Origin of the sequence: Janthinobacterium sp. EB271-G4-7A (assembly GCF_020858075.1) — a bacterium.
Classification (GTDB): domain Bacteria; phylum Pseudomonadota; class Gammaproteobacteria; order Burkholderiales; family Burkholderiaceae_D; genus Janthinobacterium; species Janthinobacterium lividum.
Map to the genome: position 1 here is coordinate 309,825 of NZ_JACYMI010000003.1, position 18,210 is coordinate 328,034.

13 protein-coding genes are annotated in these 18,210 nt (G+C 63.0%); 7 read left to right on the forward strand and 6 right to left on the reverse strand.

Features of this window, described 5'->3' with window-relative positions:
• Positions 1–43 precede the first annotated feature (43 nt).
• The 3 genes from IGS58_RS21880 to ppc all read right to left on the reverse strand — a co-directional run bounded on the left by IGS58_RS21880 (position 44) and on the right by ppc (position 6,056).
• Positions 44–1,186 (reverse strand): HAF repeat-containing protein, encoded by a 1,143-nt coding sequence (locus IGS58_RS21880; protein ID WP_230522682.1) that lies wholly within the window; start codon positions 1,184–1,186, stop codon positions 44–46.
• A 55-nt stretch (positions 1,187–1,241) separates the two neighbouring features.
• Complete coding sequence (locus IGS58_RS21885; RefSeq protein ID WP_230522683.1) at positions 1,242–3,038, reverse strand: PAS domain-containing sensor histidine kinase; 1,797 nt, start codon at positions 3,036–3,038, stop codon at positions 1,242–1,244.
• A gap of 177 nt (positions 3,039–3,215) precedes the next feature.
• The gene (gene ppc / locus IGS58_RS21890) at positions 3,216–6,056 is read right to left on the reverse strand and encodes a phosphoenolpyruvate carboxylase (RefSeq protein ID WP_230522684.1); all 2,841 of its coding nucleotides are present in this window, start codon (positions 6,054–6,056) and stop codon (positions 3,216–3,218) included.
• 237 nt (positions 6,057–6,293) lie between these two features.
• Here ppc and hemC point away from each other — a divergent pair, with 237 nt between their 5' ends.
• Genes hemC through IGS58_RS21910 form a run of 4 tightly spaced genes read left to right on the forward strand, consistent with a single transcriptional unit; the run spans position 6,294 to position 10,440 of the window.
• Positions 6,294–7,319, forward strand: coding sequence for a hydroxymethylbilane synthase (gene hemC / locus IGS58_RS21895; protein WP_268989951.1), 1,026 nt, complete (start codon positions 6,294–6,296; stop codon positions 7,317–7,319).
• Complete coding sequence (locus IGS58_RS21900; RefSeq protein ID WP_230522685.1) at positions 7,312–8,094, forward strand: uroporphyrinogen-III synthase; 783 nt, start codon at positions 7,312–7,314, stop codon at positions 8,092–8,094. Before hemC ends, IGS58_RS21900 begins: the two co-directional genes overlap by 8 nt.
• Positions 8,091–9,239, forward strand: a complete 1,149-nt coding sequence (locus IGS58_RS21905; RefSeq protein WP_034786161.1) for a uroporphyrinogen-III C-methyltransferase — start codon at positions 8,091–8,093, stop codon at positions 9,237–9,239. The genes IGS58_RS21900 and IGS58_RS21905 overlap by 4 nt, the downstream gene beginning before the upstream one ends.
• Positions 9,240–9,243: 4 nt before the next feature.
• A complete protein-coding gene (locus IGS58_RS21910; RefSeq protein WP_071653290.1) occupies positions 9,244–10,440 on the forward strand; it encodes a heme biosynthesis protein HemY in 1,197 nt (398 codons plus the stop codon).
• 105 nt (positions 10,441–10,545) lie between these two features.
• Here the strand turns inward: IGS58_RS21910 and IGS58_RS21915 are convergent, their stop codons facing one another.
• Complete coding sequence (locus IGS58_RS21915) at positions 10,546–12,972, reverse strand: membrane-bound PQQ-dependent dehydrogenase, glucose/quinate/shikimate family (RefSeq protein WP_230522686.1); 2,427 nt, start codon at positions 12,970–12,972, stop codon at positions 10,546–10,548.
• 623 nt (positions 12,973–13,595) lie between these two features.
• On the opposite strand from IGS58_RS21915, the gene ppa reads away from it, so the two are divergent.
• Entirely contained in the window at positions 13,596–14,138 is a 543-nt protein-coding gene (ppa, locus tag IGS58_RS21920; RefSeq protein ID WP_034786159.1) for an inorganic diphosphatase, read from the forward strand.
• 50 nt (positions 14,139–14,188) lie between these two features.
• Here the strand turns inward: ppa and IGS58_RS21925 are convergent, their stop codons facing one another.
• Complete coding sequence (locus IGS58_RS21925; protein ID WP_230522784.1) at positions 14,189–15,322, reverse strand: GNAT family N-acetyltransferase; 1,134 nt, start codon at positions 15,320–15,322, stop codon at positions 14,189–14,191.
• A gap of 91 nt (positions 15,323–15,413) precedes the next feature.
• Here IGS58_RS21925 and IGS58_RS21930 point away from each other — a divergent pair, with 91 nt between their 5' ends.
• Both IGS58_RS21930 and IGS58_RS21935 read left to right on the forward strand, forming a co-directional pair.
• Positions 15,414–17,030, forward strand: coding sequence for an NAD+ synthase (locus tag IGS58_RS21930; protein ID WP_070254945.1), 1,617 nt, complete (start codon positions 15,414–15,416; stop codon positions 17,028–17,030).
• A gap of 41 nt (positions 17,031–17,071) precedes the next feature.
• Entirely contained in the window at positions 17,072–17,410 is a 339-nt protein-coding gene (locus tag IGS58_RS21935) for a P-II family nitrogen regulator (RefSeq protein WP_034758685.1), read from the forward strand.
• A gap of 169 nt (positions 17,411–17,579) precedes the next feature.
• On the opposite strand, the gene IGS58_RS21940 is transcribed toward IGS58_RS21935, so the two are convergent.
• Positions 17,580–18,209 (reverse strand): trimeric intracellular cation channel family protein, encoded by a 630-nt coding sequence (locus IGS58_RS21940; RefSeq protein ID WP_099393029.1) that lies wholly within the window; start codon positions 18,207–18,209, stop codon positions 17,580–17,582.
• Position 18,210: the final 1 nt, after the last annotated feature.

Below are 18,210 nucleotides of genomic sequence, written 5' to 3' on the forward strand. Positions count from 1 at the left end.
GAGGCGTGAGCCTCCTTTTTTTACGCCCGTGCCGCGCGCGGCCTTACAGGAAATGCATGCGCTGGCCCGTCACGCCGGCGCGGTGACGGCGCCGCAGCTGGTACAGCGCCACGCCGCTGGCGCCGAGGATGAAGGTGATGAACAGCCAGTCCAGCGGGGTGCGGCGCGGTGGCGGCGGTGGCGACGCTTGCGACGGCACGGCGAAGGCCTGGAATTTATGTCCCGTATAAATGGCGCCCACCACCAGCCCGCCATCCGTGATCTTGTTGGTCAGGTACAGGCCATCGTCGCGCCGGCGCACCGTCATCACGCCTTCCTTGTAGACAAAGGTCATCGGTTCGAAGCCGTTGATGCTGACGCTGCCGACCACGTGTCCGGCCGCGTTGACGGCCGTGGCGTAGCTGTCGCCGTGGCCGATCATGGCGCCCAGGTCGAGCATGCGCTTGCCGTCCCAGGCAAAGGCGTGCCAGCGGCGCTTCTCCGTTTCCGAAGCGCCCACGACCAGGCCCGCGTCATTGATGGCGGTGGCCGAGCTGATGCGCCCGCCGGGCAGGGTGCCGATTTCCTGCATGCCCGCGCCGGGGCGGTAGATGAAGGCGCGGCGGTAGCCGTCGCCGCGCTGGGCCGTGCCCACCACCACGCCATGGCTGTTCAGGCCGCTGGCATAGCTGCTGGCGCCGCCCAGGGTGCCCAGGTCTTGCAGGCTGTGGTCGGCTTTCGTGACAAAGGCGTGGAAATCGCCGCCGCTGGTATCGGCATAGCCGGCCACCTGGCCGCCGCGCGCGATGGCCGTGGCATAGCTGCTGGTGCCGCCCAGGGTGCCCAGGTCGCGCATGCCGCCCGCTGCATCGTAGTGAAAGGCGTGCCAGGCGCCGCTGGCCGTCTGCGCCGAACCGACCACCACGCCATGGATATTGATGGCCTTGGTGAAGCCTTCGTCACCGCCCAGGGTGCCCAGCTCGCGGATGCGGCCATGCTGATACGTCACGGCGCGGCGCCGTCCTTCTTGCTCCATGATGATGCCGGCCACCAGGCCCGCCGGATTCAGGTCGGACGCGATGCTGCCGTTGCCATCCCTTTCACCAAAGCCGCGTTCGGCATAGAGGGTGGCGCTGGCGGTGGGGACGGCGGCCAGCAGGCACATGCCCAGCAGTGGGGCGTGGAAGCGGGAGAACCGTGGCGGCATGATAGTTTCCTCAAAGAAAAAACTTACTATACTTTTTAATGTTGAGAATGCATACTTAATTTGCTACTGTTTTTGATAATTCCTGTATTTCATCATGCCCGGCTGGCGCGCCTTTCCTGGTCTGCGGCAGGTGGATGGCCAGCACCGTGCCCCGGCCCGCCTGGCTGTCGATGCGCAGTTCGCCGCCCAGCGCGTGGACGCGTTCGCGTATGCTTTTCAGGCCGAAGGCGGCCTTCTTGCCGTGATCGTCCGGCTGCATGCCGATGCCGTTGTCGCTGATGCGCAGCACGATGGCATCCGTATCCTGCGCCAACGCCACCTTCACCTCGCTGGCCTGGGCGTGGCGCACGATGTTCGACAGCGATTCCTGCAGCACGCGGAAGATGGCCGACGTCTGGCGCTGGTCCAGGCCCAGGTCGGGCACCTCGCTGTCGAGCGATAGCTGGTAACGGATGGCGCCGCGGCTTTCCATCTGGCGTATCAGCCATTCGGCCGCCGGGCCCAGTCCCAGTTCCAGGGTGCTGGGATGCAAGTCATTGATGATGGTGCGCACCGAGCGGATGGTGGCATCGATGGTGTCGAGCACGCGCTGGGCGTGGCGGTGCAGGCGCGGGTGGGTCTTGGCCGTGCGCGCATGCAGCAGCGACACATCGATGCGCAGCACCATCAGGTTCTGGCCCAGGTCGTCATGAATGTCGAGCGCGATGCGGCGCCTTTCCTCTTCCTTGATGGTCTGCTGGTGGTCGGTCAGTTCGCGCAGCTGGGCCAGGGTGCGCTGCAGGTTCTCCTCGTTGCGCTTGCTTTCCGTGATGTCGATGCCCATGGCGATGATCATCTGCGGCCGGCCTTGCGCGTCGAAGATGGGTTTTTTATGCGTCTGCAGCAGGCGGTTTTCCTGCAGCCGCGCATTCCATACCAATTCTTCGCGGATCACCACCTGGCGGCTGGCAAACGCTTCCTGGTCCGCCGCATGGAATGCCTGGGTCTGGTCCGAGGGAAAGTGCTGCACGTCGCGTCCCTCGGCGATATCCTTGAATAGCACGCCCCATTGCTGCTCGCAGGCCTGGTTCATCAGCAGCATGCGCGAATCGGCGTCTTTCAGGAACAGCGACAGGGGCATCATGGAAATGATGTCCTGCAGCCGCTCTTCGCTGCGGGCCAGTGCCGCTTCCGTTTGCGCGCGCATGGCGATTTCCGCGGAGAGCTGGAGATTGACATCGAGCAGCTGCGCCGTGCGCAGGGCCACGCGGTTTTCCAGTTCCGCATGGGCGACGCTCAACGCGTGTTCGGCCCGCTTGTGTTCCGTGATGTCGCTGGCCAGCACGAGGGCGCCCGTCAGGCTGCCTTGCGGGTCGTACAGGCAGCGGCCGCTGATCATGGCCCAGCGTTCCGAGCCGTCGCTGTGCCGGTAATGCAGTTCTCCCATGCAGCTATCCGTAGCCGTCTGGCGCAGCGGACACAGGCGCAGCAAGGTGGCCTCGTCGTGGAATTCCTCCATGGTATGGTTCAGCAGCAGCTCGGCGGGGAGGCCCAGCATGTCGCACAGGCGCTGGTTGACGTGCAGGATGCGGCCGTGCGCGTCCGTTTGCCACATGCCGTCCTGCGCCGCTTCGCTCAGGTCGCGGTAGCGCATGGCGCTGGCGTCGAGTTGCTGGCGCGTGCTGGCCAGGTGGGCGCGCAGCGTGCGCATCAGCCACATGGCCGTGCCGGCAGCGGCGGCCAGCAGCAGCGCCAGCCAAACATGTTCCCAAAAGTCGAGTGCCTGCCAGGCTGCGCCTGCCAGCCAGCCCAGCATGATCAGGATGAGGGCGGCGCATGCCGTACTCAGCGTTTCAATCGACCATTTGCTCATCCGCGTCCCTGGCGTCATGGTTGGCCGCTGCGGTGCGCCTGGCGCCGAAGAGGGAAAAGTATCTGACGCTAGTGTAATACCAAATGTTGTTTTATTGAGAATATTTTTCCATTGAGCAAGCAAAAGGGCCGGCCCTTGCGGTGCCGGCCCCTGCCTGCCGATGGCAATGTGACTCTATCAGCCCGTATTGCGCAGGCCGGCCGCCACGCCATTGATCGACAGCTGGATGCCGCGGTGCACCCTTTCATCGATCCGGCTTTCCGCCGACAGGGCGCGGTTGCGCTTGATCAATTCCACCTGCAAGTGGTTCAGCGGATCGAGATAGGCGAAGCGGTTCTGGATCGAGCGTGCCAGCAGCGGATTGCCCGCCAGGCGCTCGGTATTGCCGGTGATCAGCTCCAGGCAGCGCAAGGTGTTGCCATGCTCGTCCGTGATGCGCTTGTAGATGCGTTCGCGCAAGTCCTGGTCCGCCACCAGTTCCGCATAGCGCGAGGCAATCGCCAGGTCCGTCTTGGCCAGCACCATGTCCATGTTCGACAGCAGGGTGGCAAAGAATGGCCATTCGGCATGCATGGCGCGCAGGGTGGCGATCCTTTCATCCTGCGCGGCGCCGTCGGCCTGCCTGATCCAGGCTTCGATGGCGCTGCCGAAGCCGAACCAGCCCGGCAGCAGCAGGCGGCACTGGCCCCAGGAAAAGCCCCAGGGAATGGCGCGCAAGTCTTCGATGCGCTGGTTGGCCTTGCGCGAGGCAGGGCGCGAACCGAGGTTCAGTTCGGCAATTTCCGCAATCGGCGTAGCCGAGAAGAAATACTCCGTAAACCCCGGCGTTTCATACACGAGGTGGCGGTAGGCGTGGTAGGCGAGGTCCGACAATTCCGCCATCACGGCTTCGAACTGCGCCAGCTGGCTGTTGCGGGCCGGATTGGCTTCCTGCGGCGCCAGGCTCGCTTCCAGGGTGGCGGCGACCAGCAATTCCAGGTTGCGCCGGCCGATTTCCGCGTTGGAAAACTTCGAGGCGATGATCTCGCCTTGCTCCGTCAGGCGGATCTGGCCGTTGACGGTGCCCGGCGGCTGGGCCAGGATGGCTTCGTAGCTGGGTCCGCCGCCACGGCCTACCGTGCCGCCGCGGCCATGGAACAGGCGCAGCTTGACGCCGGCCTTCCGGAAATCCGACACCAATGCCAGTTCCGCCTTGTACAGTTCCCAGTTGGAGGTGAGGAAACCGCCATCCTTGTTCGAATCGGAATAGCCGAGCATGACTTCCTGCAACTGGCCCTGCTTGGCGATTAATTGCTTGACCAAGGGCAAGGCCATGACCTGGCTCATGATGCCGGCCGCGCGCTGCAGGTCGGGTATCGTTTCGAACAGGGGGATGACCATCAGCTCGCAGCTGCTGTCGCCAGTTTGCCAGTCGGTGCGCAGCAAGCCTGTTTCTTTTTGCAGCAGCAATACTTCCAGCAAGTCGGACACGGTTTCCGTGTGCGAAATGATGTAGTTGCGGATGGCGCGCGCGCCGTAGCGCTGGCGGATGTCGCGCGCCGCGCGCAGAATCGCCAGCTCGGAATCCGTTTCCGTGGCGTAGCTGATGTAGGGCGAGTACAGCAAACGCGGCTGGGCCAGTTCGTTCAGCAGCAGCGCCTGCTTATCTTCTTCGGACAGGGCCGCATAGTCGGCGGCCACGCTGCTTTTCGCGAACAGGTCGGCCAGCACGCGTTCGTGCACGTCCGAGGTCTGGCGCATGTCGAGCGAGGCCAGGTGGAAACCGAAGATGTCGGCCGCGCGCGCCAGGGTAGCCAGGCGCGGGCGCACCAGGGCGGCGCCGTGGTGCGATTCGAGCGAGGCGACGATGGTGCGCAAGTCGGCCACAAAGGCGGCCGCGTCAGGGTAGGCGGCTGCGGCGCCCACTTCCTTGCGCAGGATATTCGTGGCGCCCAGGGCGCGGGCCGTGGCGGCCAGGCGCGCATAGATGCCGATCAGGGCGCGGCGGTACGGTTCGTCGCTGCGGTGCGGCGAGGCGTCCGGCGACTGGTCCGCCAGCGCCTGCAGTTCGCCGCTCACGCCCACCATCAGGGTCGAGACGGACAATTCCGCGCCCAGCGCGTGCACTTCGTCGAGGTAAAAGTCGAGGATGGTGGTGGCGTGGCGCGCCAGCGCGTGCTGCATGGTGCCCGCGTTGACGTTCGGATTGCCGTCGCGGTCGCCGCCGATCCAGCTGCCCATCTGCACGTAGGCGGCATTGATCGGTTCGATGGTGCCATTGCCGTTCGGGTACTCGGCGGCGATGTCGTCCTCGATATCGTCATACAGGCCCGGCAGTTCGCGCAGGAAGGTGATGCGGTAGTAGGACAGGGCGTTTTCGATTTCGTCGGCCACCGTCAGCTTCGAATAGCGCAGCATGCGCGTCTGCCACAGGGTGGCCACGCGCGAGCGTAGCAGCTGCATGTTGGCGTGCCGCTCTTTCGGCGTCTGCGGCACGTCGCGCTCGGCCAGCAGGCGGGCGATGTCGTGCTCGGCGTCGAGGATGCTCTTGCGCTGCACTTCCGTCGGATGGGCTGTCAGCACGGGGGCGATCAGGGCATCCTGGAAGAAGGTGTCGACGGTCTTGCGCGGCACGCCGGCGGCGCGCAGTTTTTTCAGCGCGAAGCTGACGCTGCCCTTTTGCGCCGGCGAGCCGGCCAGCAAATGGGCGCGGCGGCGGCGGATGTGGTGCTGGTCTTCCGCAATGTTGGCCAGGTGCGAAAAGTAGGAAAAGGCGCGCACGACGGAAATCGTCTGTTCGCGGCTCAGTTCCTTGAGCATGGCGTCGAGCTCCAGCGCGGCGCCCGCGTCCGCTTCGCGGCGAAAGCGCACGGACGTCTGGCGTATGGTTTCCACCACATTGAAGACGGCGTCGCCTTCCTGTTCGCGCAGCACGTCGCCCAGCAGGCGGCCCAGCAGGCGAATGTCTTCTTTCAGTGGCGCGTCCTTGTCGGAGCCGGCCGCTGGAACTATTTCTGGTGCTACTGCGTCATTGAGCATAATAAAGAACCAAAGTAAGTGTAAAAGCAAGGGAATGTGGATCGCACCGGGCGTTTGGCCGCAGAGGGGAGGGGGCGCATGATAAAATTTGTGGTCTTCAACATGGACGCTAGCCTGACTTGGCCTTCTAGGCCAAGGGATAACGATTATAGCGACGCCAGGCGCCTTTTCGATACAAATTGATATCGGACGGGCCAAATGGCAACGACAACGACAGCCACAGCGAAAGAACTTGTTTTGAAAGCATCCGAATTGACCCCGAATGAATTGCCCGTGAACGAACTGACGCCGAAGATTCCCGCCCGCCTGGTGATCGCCACGCGCGAGAGCCGTCTTGCCATGTGGCAAGCTGAACACGTGCGCGCCCGTCTGGCTGCCCTGTATCCGCAGTGTAGCGTTGAAATTCTCGGCATGACCACACGCGGCGACCAGATTCTGGACCGCGCGCTGTCCAAGGTAGGCGGCAAGGGCCTGTTCGTCAAGGAGCTGGAAGTGGCGATGGAAGAAGGCCGCGCCGACCTGGCCGTGCATTCGCTGAAAGACGTGCCGATGGAGTTGCCGGAAGGCTTTGCCCTGGCTGCCATCCTCGAACGCGAAGACCCGCGCGACGCGTTCGTCTCGAACGACTACGCCAGCCTGGCCGAGCTGCCGCATGGCGCCGTCGTCGGCACCAGCAGCCTGCGCCGCCAGTCGCTGATCGCCGCGCGCTATCCGCACCTGACGATTTTACCGCTGCGCGGCAACCTCGATACGCGTTTGGGCAAGCTGGACCGTGGCGACTACGCGGCCATCATCCTGGCCGCCGCCGGCTTGAAACGCCTGGGCCTGGCGTCGCGCATCCGCGCCGTGCTGGCGCCGGAAGACAGCCTGCCGGCCGCCGGCCAGGGCGCCATGGCGATCGAAATCCGCAGCGGGCGCGAGGACGGCGCCGACCTGGTGCGCCTGCTGGCGCCGCTGAACCACACCGATACGGCGCAAGCCGTCACGGCCGAGCGCAAGGTGTCGAAGATCTTCGGCGGCAGCTGCCAGATTCCGCTGGCCGCGTTCGCGACAGTCGACGGTGGCAACATGCGCTTGCGCGCCATGGTCGCCACGCCGGACGGCGCGCGCATGGCCAGCGCCGACGTCAGTGGCCCGGCCGGTGCGCCGGAACAGCTGGGCGAGCAGGTGGCCGAACTGCTGCGCGGGCAAGATGCCGCCGGCATCCTCGCCTCGTGCGCCGTCACACCCGACAACCATGAAGGCCTGGCGCCGCATGCCTGACACCGTGGTGATCACGCGGCCCGCGGCGCAAGCGGGGCCACTGGCCGCCAAAATCGCGGCGCTGGGCTTGCCCGTGCAACTGCTGCCGCTGCTGGAAATCCACGCGCTTGACGGCGAGGACGAATGCGCGCAGCTGCAAGCCGTGCTGGCGCGCCTGGCCGAATATGACCTGGTGGCGTTCGTCTCGCCCAACGCCATCGACTGCGTCTTTGCGCACTTGCCCGCCTGGCCGCCCGGCCTGCCGCTGGCCGTGGTGGGCGAGGGCAGCAGGATGGCATTGGGGGCGCATGGCGTCACGGATGCGAATGCCAGCATCACGAGTCCGCTCGATACGGCGCGCAGCGATTCCGAACATCTGTTGCTGGCGCTGGACTTGCCGGCCCTGCGCGGCAAGCGCGTGCTGATCGTGCGCGGCGATGGCGGACGCGATTATCTGGCCGACGGCTTGCGCGCCGCGGGCGCCGCAGTCGAGTTCGTCACGGCCTACCGCCGCAAGGTGCCGAAGCTGACGCCGGCCTTGCGGGCGACCCTGGAAAATCTGTTGCAGCATAATAATGACTGGATCATCACCAGCTCGGAAGCGCTGCGCGGTCTGCTGGCGCTGCTGGGCGAAATGGATGCTGAAAAGACAGTTGTTGTGAAAATGCAACAGCAGCATCTGATCGTGCCGCACGCCCGCATTGCACAAACGGCGGCGGCCCTGGGTTTTGCCCGTGTCACCTTGACAGGATCAGGCGACGCAGGAGTGCTCGCCGCGTTACAATCACGACCATGAACGAAATGCCTACACTCTCCGAACCGAATGCAACGCCTGGCAGCGCCGTGAAGACGGCGCCGCAGGCGGCCGACCAACCCGCTGGCCGCGCGCCGACCCTGCTGGAACAGCTGCAAAAGCCCATGAGCATCGCCGTCATCGTACTGGCCGTGCTGCTGGCTGCGCAAAGCTGGTCGACCAGCAAGCAGATCCGCAACCTGCGCGAAGAAGTGGCCAAGCGCCTGCAAAAGGGCGATGTCAGCAATGCCGAAACGGGCGTGCTGGCGCGCAACGTGCAAGAAGGCACGAAAGAGCTGGAAATCAAGGTGGGCGCGCTGGAAAACCGCCAGAGCGAAACGCAAAGCCAGCAGCTGGCGCTGGAGCAACTGTACAACGACTTGTCGAAGAACCGCGACGAGTGGGCGCTGACGGAAATCGAGCAAGTGCTGTCGACGGCCAGCCAGCAGCTGCAGCTGGCCGGCAACGTGCCCGGCGCGCTGATCGCCCTGCAAAACGCGGACCGCAGCCTGTCGCGTTCCGACAAGCCGCAATTCATCACCATCCGCCGCGCCATCGGGCGCGACATGGAAAAACTCAAGGCCCTGCCCAGCGTCGATTCGACGGGCGTGGCCCTGCGCCTCGATGCCGTGATCGCCCAGGTCGACTCCCTGCCGATGCTGTCCGACGAAACGCCAGCCTTGCCGGCCGCGCCGGAAAAACCGGGCAAGGCCAAGCCCGTGCGCGATGCGAGCGGCAAGCTGATGGGACCGCCGGCGCCGGAACCGCTGCTGCAAAAAGTGCGCGACGGCTGGAATACCTGGAGCGGCGACATGTGGGCCGACGTGCGTCAATTGATCCGCATCCGCCGCGTCGATACGCCGGAAGCGCTGATGCTGTCGCCGACGCAATCGTATTTCTTGCGTGAAAACGTCAAGCTGCGCCTGCTCAATGCCCGCATGGCCTTGTTGTCGCGCAATGAAACGGCCTTCCGCAACGACTTGATCGCGGCGCAGGATGCTCTGGCCAAGTATTTCGACACCCGCGCCAAGAGCACGCAGACGGCGCAAGCCCTGCTGCGCCAGGTGCAGGGCAGCAACCTGGCCATCGAGATGCCAACCTTGTCCGACAGCCTGACGGCTGTGCGCAACTACAAAGCGAAGTCCTGAGCCCATGCGTCTATTTCTCTGGTTACTCGCCCTGATGGCCGCGGCGATCGGTATCGCCGTGACGGCCCGTTTCAATCCCGGCAACGTGGTGCTGTTCTATCCGCCGTACCGCATCGACTTGTCGCTGAACTTTTTCCTGCTGCTGCAGGTCGTGCTGTTCGTACTGCTGTACCTGCTGGTGCGCGCCGTGCGCGCCACCGTGCGCATGCCGGCGCAAGTGGCGGCCTATCGCCAGCGCAAGCGTGAGCGCGACGGCAACAAGGGCTTGCGCGAAGCCTTGAAAGCCCTGTTCGAAGGCCGTTTCGGCCATGCCGAGAAGGCTGCCTTGCGCGCCGCCGAGCTGGAAGAAAACGCCGGCCTGGCCGCGCTGATCGGCGCGCGCGCCGCGCACCGCATGCGCCAGTCCGAACGCCGCGACAGTTGGCTGTCGCGTGTCGAAGGCGATGCCAGCCTGAAGACAGCGCGGCTGATGACGGTGACGGAATTGCTGGTCGACGACCACCAGCCGGAAGCGGCCCTGGCCGCCGTGCGCGAACTCAATGCCAGCGGTACGCGCCATATCCACGCGCTGCAATGGTCGCTCAAGGCCGAGCAGCAGGCGAAGAACTGGCCGGAAGTGCTGCGCCTCGTGCGTTCGCTCGACAAGCACCGCGCCCTGCATCCGGCCCTGTCGTCGCGCCTGCGCGAACTGGCTTACGACCATTTGCTGTCCGACCCGTCGCATGACGCCGAATCGCTGATGCGCGTGTGGTCCACCGTGCCGAGCGCGGACCGGGTCAAGCCGTATATCGCCTGCCGCGCCGCCACGGCCCTGAATGCGCGCGGCCTGCACGACGAAGCGCGCCTCGTGTGCGAAGAGTCGCTGGCCGCCGACTGGGACGAGCGCGTCGTGCGCGCCTACCGCGAAGCGGCGGCGCCGAGCGGCACGCCGGCCCTGCTGCTGCAGATCGAGCATTGCGAGCAATGGATGAAACAGCGTCCGCTGGATGCGGAACTGGCGCTGACCCTGGGCACCCTGTGCCTCAAGCAAAAACTGTGGGGCAAGGCCCAGCGCCATCTGGAGCAGGCCTTGTCGGATGCGAACGAGCCGCAGATGGTGCGCGACGCCCACCTGAAGCTGGCGCAGATGCACGACGCCTTGCAGCAGACGGAACAGGCTGCAGCGCATTACCGGCAGTGCGCGCTGGCGACCATCCTGTAAGCCTTGCAGATCATTTCCTCGGACGTAAAAAAGCCGTTCAGTGCAGACTGAACGGCTTTTTCTTTGTGCGCACCCCATGGCGGAGTGCGCTGCTATCTTGCTGACTTACTTCTTCGGTACGGCAGTACCTTCCGGCAAGGCATACGCGACCAGAGTGTCGTTCATCTTCGTGCCCAGCGAACCGTGGCCGCCGGCCATGACGACGACGAACTGGCGTCCCGACTTGTTCGAGACATAGCTCATCGGCGTTGCCTGGCCGCCGGCCGGCAGGCGGGCTTTCCAGATGACTTTACCGTTGCTGACGTCGTAGCCGCGGATGTAATAGTCGAGCGTGCTGCTGAGGAAGGTCACGCCGCCACCGGTGGTGACCATGCCGCCCAGGCTGGGCACGCCCAGTGGCAGTGGAATCGGCACGGGGCCGCTGTCGCGCGTGGTGCCGTTCTTGTGCATCCACACTTTTTTCATGGTGCGCAGGTCGACGGCGGCCACATAGCCCCACGGCGGTGCCTGGCATGGAAAGCCCAGCGGCGACAGGAATGCCTTGATTTCCACGGCGAACGGGACGCCCGTCTGCGGCTGCAAGCCCATTTCGCCGCCCGTGCCGCCCTTGGCCGTCGTTTCCGCGCGCGGCACGAGTTTTTCGAGGAATCCCATGTAGTCAGGGTTGACGATCAACAACTGGCGAACGGGGTCGATGGCCGCGCCACCCCATTCGAAGATACCGAGCGGGCCCGGCGAGATGACGGCGCCCTTGCCGGCCGTTTGCGGCGTGAACGGGCCCTCATAGCGGCGTTCCTTGAAGATGATGCGGCAAGCGAGCTGGTCGAATGGCGTGGTGCCCCACATGTCCGCTTCGCTGATGTTGCGCTCAGGCAAGAAGGTCAGGGCTGAGAACGGCTGCGTGGGCGACAGGGTGTCGCCAGCGGCTGGATTGCTCGTCGGCACGGGTTTTTCCGGCGCCGGCACGACCAGGCTGCCGTCGCGGCGGTCGATCACATAGATGTCGCCCCGTTTTGTCGTGGCCACGACGGATGGCACTTTGCCTTTGGGCGTGTCGATGTCGACCAGCGACGGTTGGCCGCCGATATCCATGTCCCAGATATCGTGGTGTACGGTCTGGTACACCCAGCGTACTTTACCCGTCGCCAGGTCCAGCGCGACGATGGCGCTGTTGAATTTCTCGCCATTCTTGTTGCGGTTGCCGCCCCAGGTGTCGGGGGTTTCATTGCCCATCGGGATGTACACCATGCCCAGTTTTTCATCGATGCTGGCCACGCCCCACGAATTGGGCGAGTTGTTGGTGTAGTTCTTGCCTTCAGGGAAGGGGGCCGTATCTTCCGGCGTGGCCGGGTCCCAGTTCCACATCAGCTTGCCGGTGACGGGATCGTAGCCGCGGATCACGCCCGATGGCTCTTCCGTCGAATGGTTGTCCGTCACGCTGGCGGCGATCACGGCCATTTTCTGCGAGACGGCCGGTGGAGATGTTGGCATCAGGAAACCGCGCTTGATCATGGCCATGTTTTTATACAGGTTGACGACGCCGTTGTTGCCAAAGCTCCTGCACGACTCGCCCGTATCGGCATTGACGGCGATCATGGTGCCGTCCATGGTCGGCGCCAGGATGCGGCGCGGACATTCCATGCTGGCAGCTTCGGGTGCCGGATTGTTCTTCGCGCGGCCCGCATTCACGTCCCAGTACGCCACGCCACGGCAGATCATGTGCTGGTAGCTGGCCGCGTCGCGGTTGATCTTCGGATCGTGGCGCCAGATTTCCTTGCCCGTGTCCGGGTTCAGGGCGATGACGATATTGTGCGGCGTGCACAGGTACAGCATGTCATTGACCTTCAGCGGCGTGACTTCGTTGGCGATCTCGCCCGGGTCGTTCGGTCCCTTGAAGTCGCCCGTGTGGTAGGTCCAGGCTTCTTTCAAGCCGGAAATATTGGCCGGCGTGATCTGCGCGGCGGGTGTGTAGCGGTCGCCATAGCCGGAGCGGCCATACGCGGACCAGTCGTTGTGCTCGACGCCGGGCGCGAAATCGCCGGAGGCGGTGGCGGCCATGTTTTCGGCCGGCACGTCGCCATGCAGGTCATGGTAATCCTGGAACAGGGCGATGACGCCGGCGATGACGGTCAAGGCCACTGCGGCGGAGAGGGCCGTCTTGCCCGCCTGCCCCTGTTTTGCCGCGGCCGGTGGCGCCAGGCGGCGGCTGACGAAGGGCAGCAGCAGCCAGACGGCGGCGGCAAACCAGATGTCTAGGCGCGGCAGCAATTGCCACCAGTCGAATTTCACTTCAATGACGGACCAGATCAGGGTGGCGAGCAGCAGCAGCGCCATGAACGGTTGCGCGCTGCGCTTGCCCTGGAATACCAGCGCGCCGGCGATCAGCATGCCTATACCGGCCAGCAAGTAGTACCACGAGCCGCCAAGCGTGGCCAGCCAGATGCCGCCGCCCAGCAGGGCGAGGCCAAACAGAATGAAAATAACGCCGGTGACCTTTAATAAAGGACCGGGCCGGAAAGAGGGAATCATCATATTCCTTTTTGCAAGGATTTATCGGTGGCGCGTGATGCGTCATATTGAATTCAGGGAAGGCGTCGATTGCAGAATATACAAAGTTTGGAATCACCAGAATGTTATAGTTTATCAGAATTGATGATTGTCTTCTGGTAGTGCCATTTTTTGGCGGGATCGCCATTTGAATCAAATAAACGCTTCAAATAAGCGCAAATATTATGCTGGAAGGGGAGATTGTGAGGCTGGATGGGGGTTTGATCAAGCATGTTGAAATGCCCGCGTCATTATGCGAAGTCATCGTCGGATGAATGATGATGAAATTGTTGTTATAAATTGCTGCAAGAAATGCAACGCGGATTATAATAGCCATGATTATGGAATGGTGATATTGAAATGAAAATATGTGGATATTGAAGGTATTAACTTTTGTTTGAGCGTAGTATTACTTAAGTGTTTTTACTTATTATTTTTGGCCGCCTGTTTGTTCTTTCGCTGACAGGCTGTGCCTGCCAGCGGGTAGTGCACGCCACTGTTGCTGGCTGGACGCGCAAAACGCCGGCGGGCTGCTGCTGCATCGCACAAGGTGCCTGTACTTCGCTATAATTACGCGGTTAAAACACCATCCGCTAATGAGGAACCCCATGAGTTTGAATAACGTCTCTTCCGGCCGCGACCTGCCGAACGATTTCAACGTCGTCATCGAAATCCCGATGAACGCCGATCCGATCAAGTACGAAGTCGACAAGGAAAGCGGCGCGATTTTCGTCGATCGCTTCATGGGTACCGCCATGCATTACCCGTGCAACTACGGCTACGTGCCGAACACCCTGTCGCCGGACGGCGACCCGGTCGACGTGCTGGTCATCACCCCGTTCCCGCTGATCCCGGGCGTGGTCGTGCGCTGCCGTCCTATCGGCGTGCTGAAAATGACCGACGAGTCGGGCGAAGACGCGAAAGTGCTGGCCGTGCCAGTCGACAAGGTCCTGTCGATCTACAGCCACTGGCAAAAGCCGGAAGACTTGAACGAACTGCGTTTGCGCCAGATCCAGCATTTCTTTGAACACTACAAAGATCTGGAAAAAGGCAAATGGGTCAAGATCGACGGCTGGTATGGTCCTGAAGTGGCCAAGGAAGAAATCCTGAACGGCGTTGCCGCTTTCAAGACTGACGCCGCCAAAGCCTAAGAATACCCAGTAAAAAACGCTCCCCGCCAGTCATGGCCGGGAGCGTTTTTTTATGCGCGAAACGGACTGTGCTCGTTCAATTCATCGAGGTAGGCGTCGATGCCGCCCCGTTCGCGCTCGAGGAAGCGCTGCACGGCGTCCGCAAAGGCCGGATGCGCCAGCCAGTGGGCGGACCAGGTCTTTTGCGGCAGGAAGCCGCGCGCCATCTTGTGCTCGCCCTGGGCGCCCCCTTCGAAGGTGGCGATGCCGTTGGCGATGCAAAACTCCAGCGGCTGGTAATACGCCGTCTCGAAATGCAGGCAGGGCACATGCTCGAGCGCGCCCCAGTAGCGGCCGTACAGGGTGTCGGCCGTGTGGATCACCAGCGAGGCGGCAATGGCCCGGCCTTCGCGCTCGGCGATGACCAATAGAATGTTCTGCGGCATGCTGGCGCCTATGCGCCGGAAGAAGTCCAGGCTCAGATAAGGCGACGAGCGGTGTTCCGCATAGGTATTGCTGTAGCAGCGGTGGAACAGCTTCCAGTCGGCCTCAACAGCATCCACGCCCCGCACCTGGCGCAGGGTGACGCCCGCTTCCCGCACCTTGCGCCGCTCGGCGCGGATATTCTTGCGCTTCTTGTGTTCCAGCGTGGCGAGGAATTGCTCGAAATCCGTGTAGCCGGGATTGAGCCAGTGAAACTGCACGCCACTACGCATCAGATAGCCAGCCTGCGCCAGCTGGCGCGCTTCGCTTTCCGGCGGGAACAGGATGTGGCAGGACGACACCTCGCTGGCTTGCTGCTGGGCCTGCAGGAAGGCCAGCAGGGCCGCGCGCGCCTCGCCATCGCGGGCCAGCAAGCGCGTGCCGCTCACGGGCGTAAACGGTATCGCGGACAACAGTTTCGGGTAATATTCGAGACCATGTTGCTGATAGACCTCGGCCCAGGCCCAGTCGAACACGTACTCGCCATACGAGTGCATTTTCAGGTACAGGGGCAGGGCGGCGGCCAGCACATCGCCTTGCCACAGCACCAGGTAATTCGGCTGCCAGCCCGTGTCCGCGCTGGCGCAGCCGGACTCGTGCAGCGCGTGCAAAAAGGCGTAGGAAAGGAAGGGAGTGGCGTCCGCCTGGCTTGCCAGCAGTTCAGACCAGGCCGCTTCGCCAATTTCAGCCAGGGTAGTGACGATAGCCGTGCGATAATTCATTGTTGTAGTGTGCATTCATCACTCTCGGGGCGCCGCCATCGGCCCGCGCGCCCCTGTCTTGTTTAATAGAACGAAAATATCCATCATCATCATGACAGTCAAAGTCGCAATTGCTCAAATGAATAGTACGGTCGGCGATCTGGCCGGCAACCGTGCCAAGATCTTCGATCTTTCCCGCCGCGCCTTTGAGGCGGGCGCCGATATCGTGCTCACGCCGGAACTGTCGCTGGTCGGCTATCCACCCGAGGACCTGTTGCTGCGCAATGCATTCTACGCAAAAACGCAGGAAGCGTTTGCGGGACTGGCTACCGACCTGGCCCAGTTCAAGGATTTGCACGTGGTGGTGGGATTGCCCCTGCAAGACGAGAAGGGTGTGCGCCACAATGCCGCCTCCGTCTTGCTGAACGGCGAAGTGCTGGGCACCTACCGCAAGCACGATTTGCCGAATACGACCGTGTTCGATGAAAAGCGTTACTTTACGTCGTCCGACCAGGCTTTCGTGTTTGGCGTGAAGGGCGTGCGTTTCGGCATCAATATCTGCGAAGACACGTGGTTCGAGCATGCGCCGATGCGCGCCCGCGCTGCCGGCGCGCAAGTGTTGCTGGTGCCGAATGGCTCGCCCTACCACATGAACAAGCAGCATCTGCGCTATGAAACCATGCGCAGGAACGTCAGCGCGCAAGGCATGGCCCTCGTGTACGCCAACCTGGTCGGCGGCCAGGATGAACTGATCTTCGACGGCGACTCGTTTGTCATGGATGCGGCCGGCACGATCTGCGCCCAGCTGCGCCATTTCGAGGAAGACTTGCAGGTCGTCGACTTCGACGGCGCCACGCCCGTGCCGCAAGCGCTGGCCGCGCCATTGACCACCGAGGCGCAGGTGTACCAGGCGCTGGTGCTGGGCGTGCGCGACTATATCGGCAAGAACGGCTTCCCGGGCGTGCTGATCGGCATGTCGGGCGGCGTCGATTCCGCCCTGACCCTGGCCATCGCCGTCGATGCGCTGGGCGCCGACAAGGTGCGCGCCGTCATGATGCCGTCGCAATTTACGGCCGATATCTCGTGGATCGACTCGCGCGACATGGTAAAACGCCTCAATGTGCGCTACGATGAAATTCCGATCAAGCAAACCTTCGACGCTTTCCGCGCCACCCTGGCTGACGAGTTCGCCGGACTGGCGGAAGACGCGACGGAAGAAAACATCCAGGCGCGCATCCGCGGCACCTTGCTGATGGCCCTGTCGAACAAGCATGGCAGCATCGTGCTAACGACCGGCAACAAGAGCGAGATGGCCGTCGGTTATTGCACCCTGTATGGCGACATGGCGGGCGGCTTTGCCGTCATCAAGGATATCGCCAAGACCCTGGTGTACCGCCTGTGCGCGTGGCGCAACAGCGTGTCGGACGTGATTCCCGAGCGCATCCTGACGCGCGGACCGTCGGCCGAGCTGCGCGCCGACCAGCTGGACCAGGATTCCTTGCCGCCATATGACGTGCTCGACGGCATCATGCAGTTGTACATGGAAGAAAACCGGCCGATCGCCGAGATTATCGAGGCTGGCTACCCGCCGGCCGATGTGGCCCGGGTCACGCGCCTGATCAAGATCAATGAATACAAGCGGCGCCAGTCGCCGGTGGGCATCCGCGTCACGCACCGTGGCTTCGGCCGCGACTGGCGTTACCCCATCACGTCGAAGTTTTACGAATAAGCAGCCATCTGTCCACAATCCAACAATTTTAAGGAGTAGCCATGAAACAGATTACCGCCATCATCAAACCATTCAAGCTCGACGAAGTGCGCGAGGCCCTGGCCGATGTGAACGTGACGGGCTTGACCGTGACGGAAGTGAAGGGCTTTGGCCGCCAGAAGGGGCATACCGAGCTGTACCGTGGCGCTGAGTATGTGGTCGACTTCTTGCCGAAAGTCAAAGTCGAAGTGGTGGTGGACGACAGCGTGTCGGAACTGGTGGTCGACGCCATCATCAAGGCGGCCCGCACGGGCAAGATTGGCGATGGCAAGATCTTCGTGCGCGACGTGGAGCAGGTGATCCGCATCCGTACGGGCGAGACAGGTCCCGACGCCGTTTAAGTTTTTTTGCTGGGGTAACACCTACAATGTTGTCGGATGACGGCTCTTTGAGCCTGATCCGACCTACGCGATTCATCGCGCATCATTGCAGGCCGTAGGTCGGATTAGCGCGTGCGCGTAATCCGACATGAGTTGCGAATAATATTGCTGGATTACGCCCCGGCGCGGTTCAGCGCCCCAGCCGCATGTCGAATTTCCAGCATATCAGGCGCAGAATCGTGATGCCGCTGGCGCTGGTCCACAGCGCAAAGTCGTGCTCGGCGCCGAAGTGCATTTGCAGCAGGTAGGCCCAGCAGCCGAAAAAGGCGCAGATGGCGTACGGTTTGCCGTCGCGAAACACCATCGGCACTTCGTTGCAGACGATGTCGCGCATCACGCCGCCAAAAATCCCCGTAATCACCCCCATCATCGATGCGATGAAGAGCGGCATGCCGGCCCGCGTTGCTTCGGCCACGCCCGCGATGGCGAACATGCCCAGGCCGATGGCGTCGGCCACGATGATCAGGCGTTCCGAGACGATCTGGCGCAAGTGCTGGATCAGGGGCGCGGCCGTCAGGGCCAGCACGAAGATGAGAATCGCGTATTCCTGGTGCGACACCCAGAACAGGGGCCGCTTGTCGAGCAGTATGTCGCGCAAAGTCCCCCCGCCAAACGCCGTGATGAAGGCCACGACGAATACACCGACCAGGTCCATGCGCTTGCGGCGTGCTTCGATGAAGCCGGAAAACGCGCCCACCAGGATGGCGATGACCTCAATGATCTTGATCAGCGAGCCAGGCGGCAATTGGGGTGGCATCATG

Bases quoted from the DNA above. Each gene is read 5' to 3' on its own strand.
- IGS58_RS21880 (WP_230522682.1), bottom strand. From the start codon at position 1,186: ATGCCGCCACGGTTCTCCCGCTTCCACGCCCCACTGCTGGGCATGTGC.
- IGS58_RS21885 (WP_230522683.1), bottom strand. From the start codon at position 3,038: ATGAGCAAATGGTCGATTGAAACGCTGAGTACGGCATGCGCCGCCCTC.
- ppc (WP_230522684.1), bottom strand. From the start codon at position 6,056: ATGCTCAATGACGCAGTAGCACCAGAAATAGTTCCAGCGGCCGGCTCC.
- IGS58_RS21900 (WP_230522685.1), top strand. From the start codon at position 7,312: ATGCCTGACACCGTGGTGATCACGCGGCCCGCGGCGCAAGCGGGGCCA.
- IGS58_RS21905 (WP_034786161.1), top strand. From the start codon at position 8,091: ATGAACGAAATGCCTACACTCTCCGAACCGAATGCAACGCCTGGCAGC.
- IGS58_RS21910 (WP_071653290.1), top strand. From the start codon at position 9,244: ATGCGTCTATTTCTCTGGTTACTCGCCCTGATGGCCGCGGCGATCGGT.
- IGS58_RS21915 (WP_230522686.1), bottom strand. From the start codon at position 12,972: ATGATGATTCCCTCTTTCCGGCCCGGTCCTTTATTAAAGGTCACCGGC.
- ppa (WP_034786159.1), top strand. From the start codon at position 13,596: ATGAGTTTGAATAACGTCTCTTCCGGCCGCGACCTGCCGAACGATTTC.
- IGS58_RS21925 (WP_230522784.1), bottom strand. From the start codon at position 15,322: ATGAATTATCGCACGGCTATCGTCACTACCCTGGCTGAAATTGGCGAA.
- IGS58_RS21930 (WP_070254945.1), top strand. From the start codon at position 15,414: ATGACAGTCAAAGTCGCAATTGCTCAAATGAATAGTACGGTCGGCGAT.
- IGS58_RS21935 (WP_034758685.1), top strand. From the start codon at position 17,072: ATGAAACAGATTACCGCCATCATCAAACCATTCAAGCTCGACGAAGTG.
- IGS58_RS21940 (WP_099393029.1), bottom strand. From the start codon at position 18,209: ATGATGCCACCCCAATTGCCGCCTGGCTCGCTGATCAAGATCATTGAG.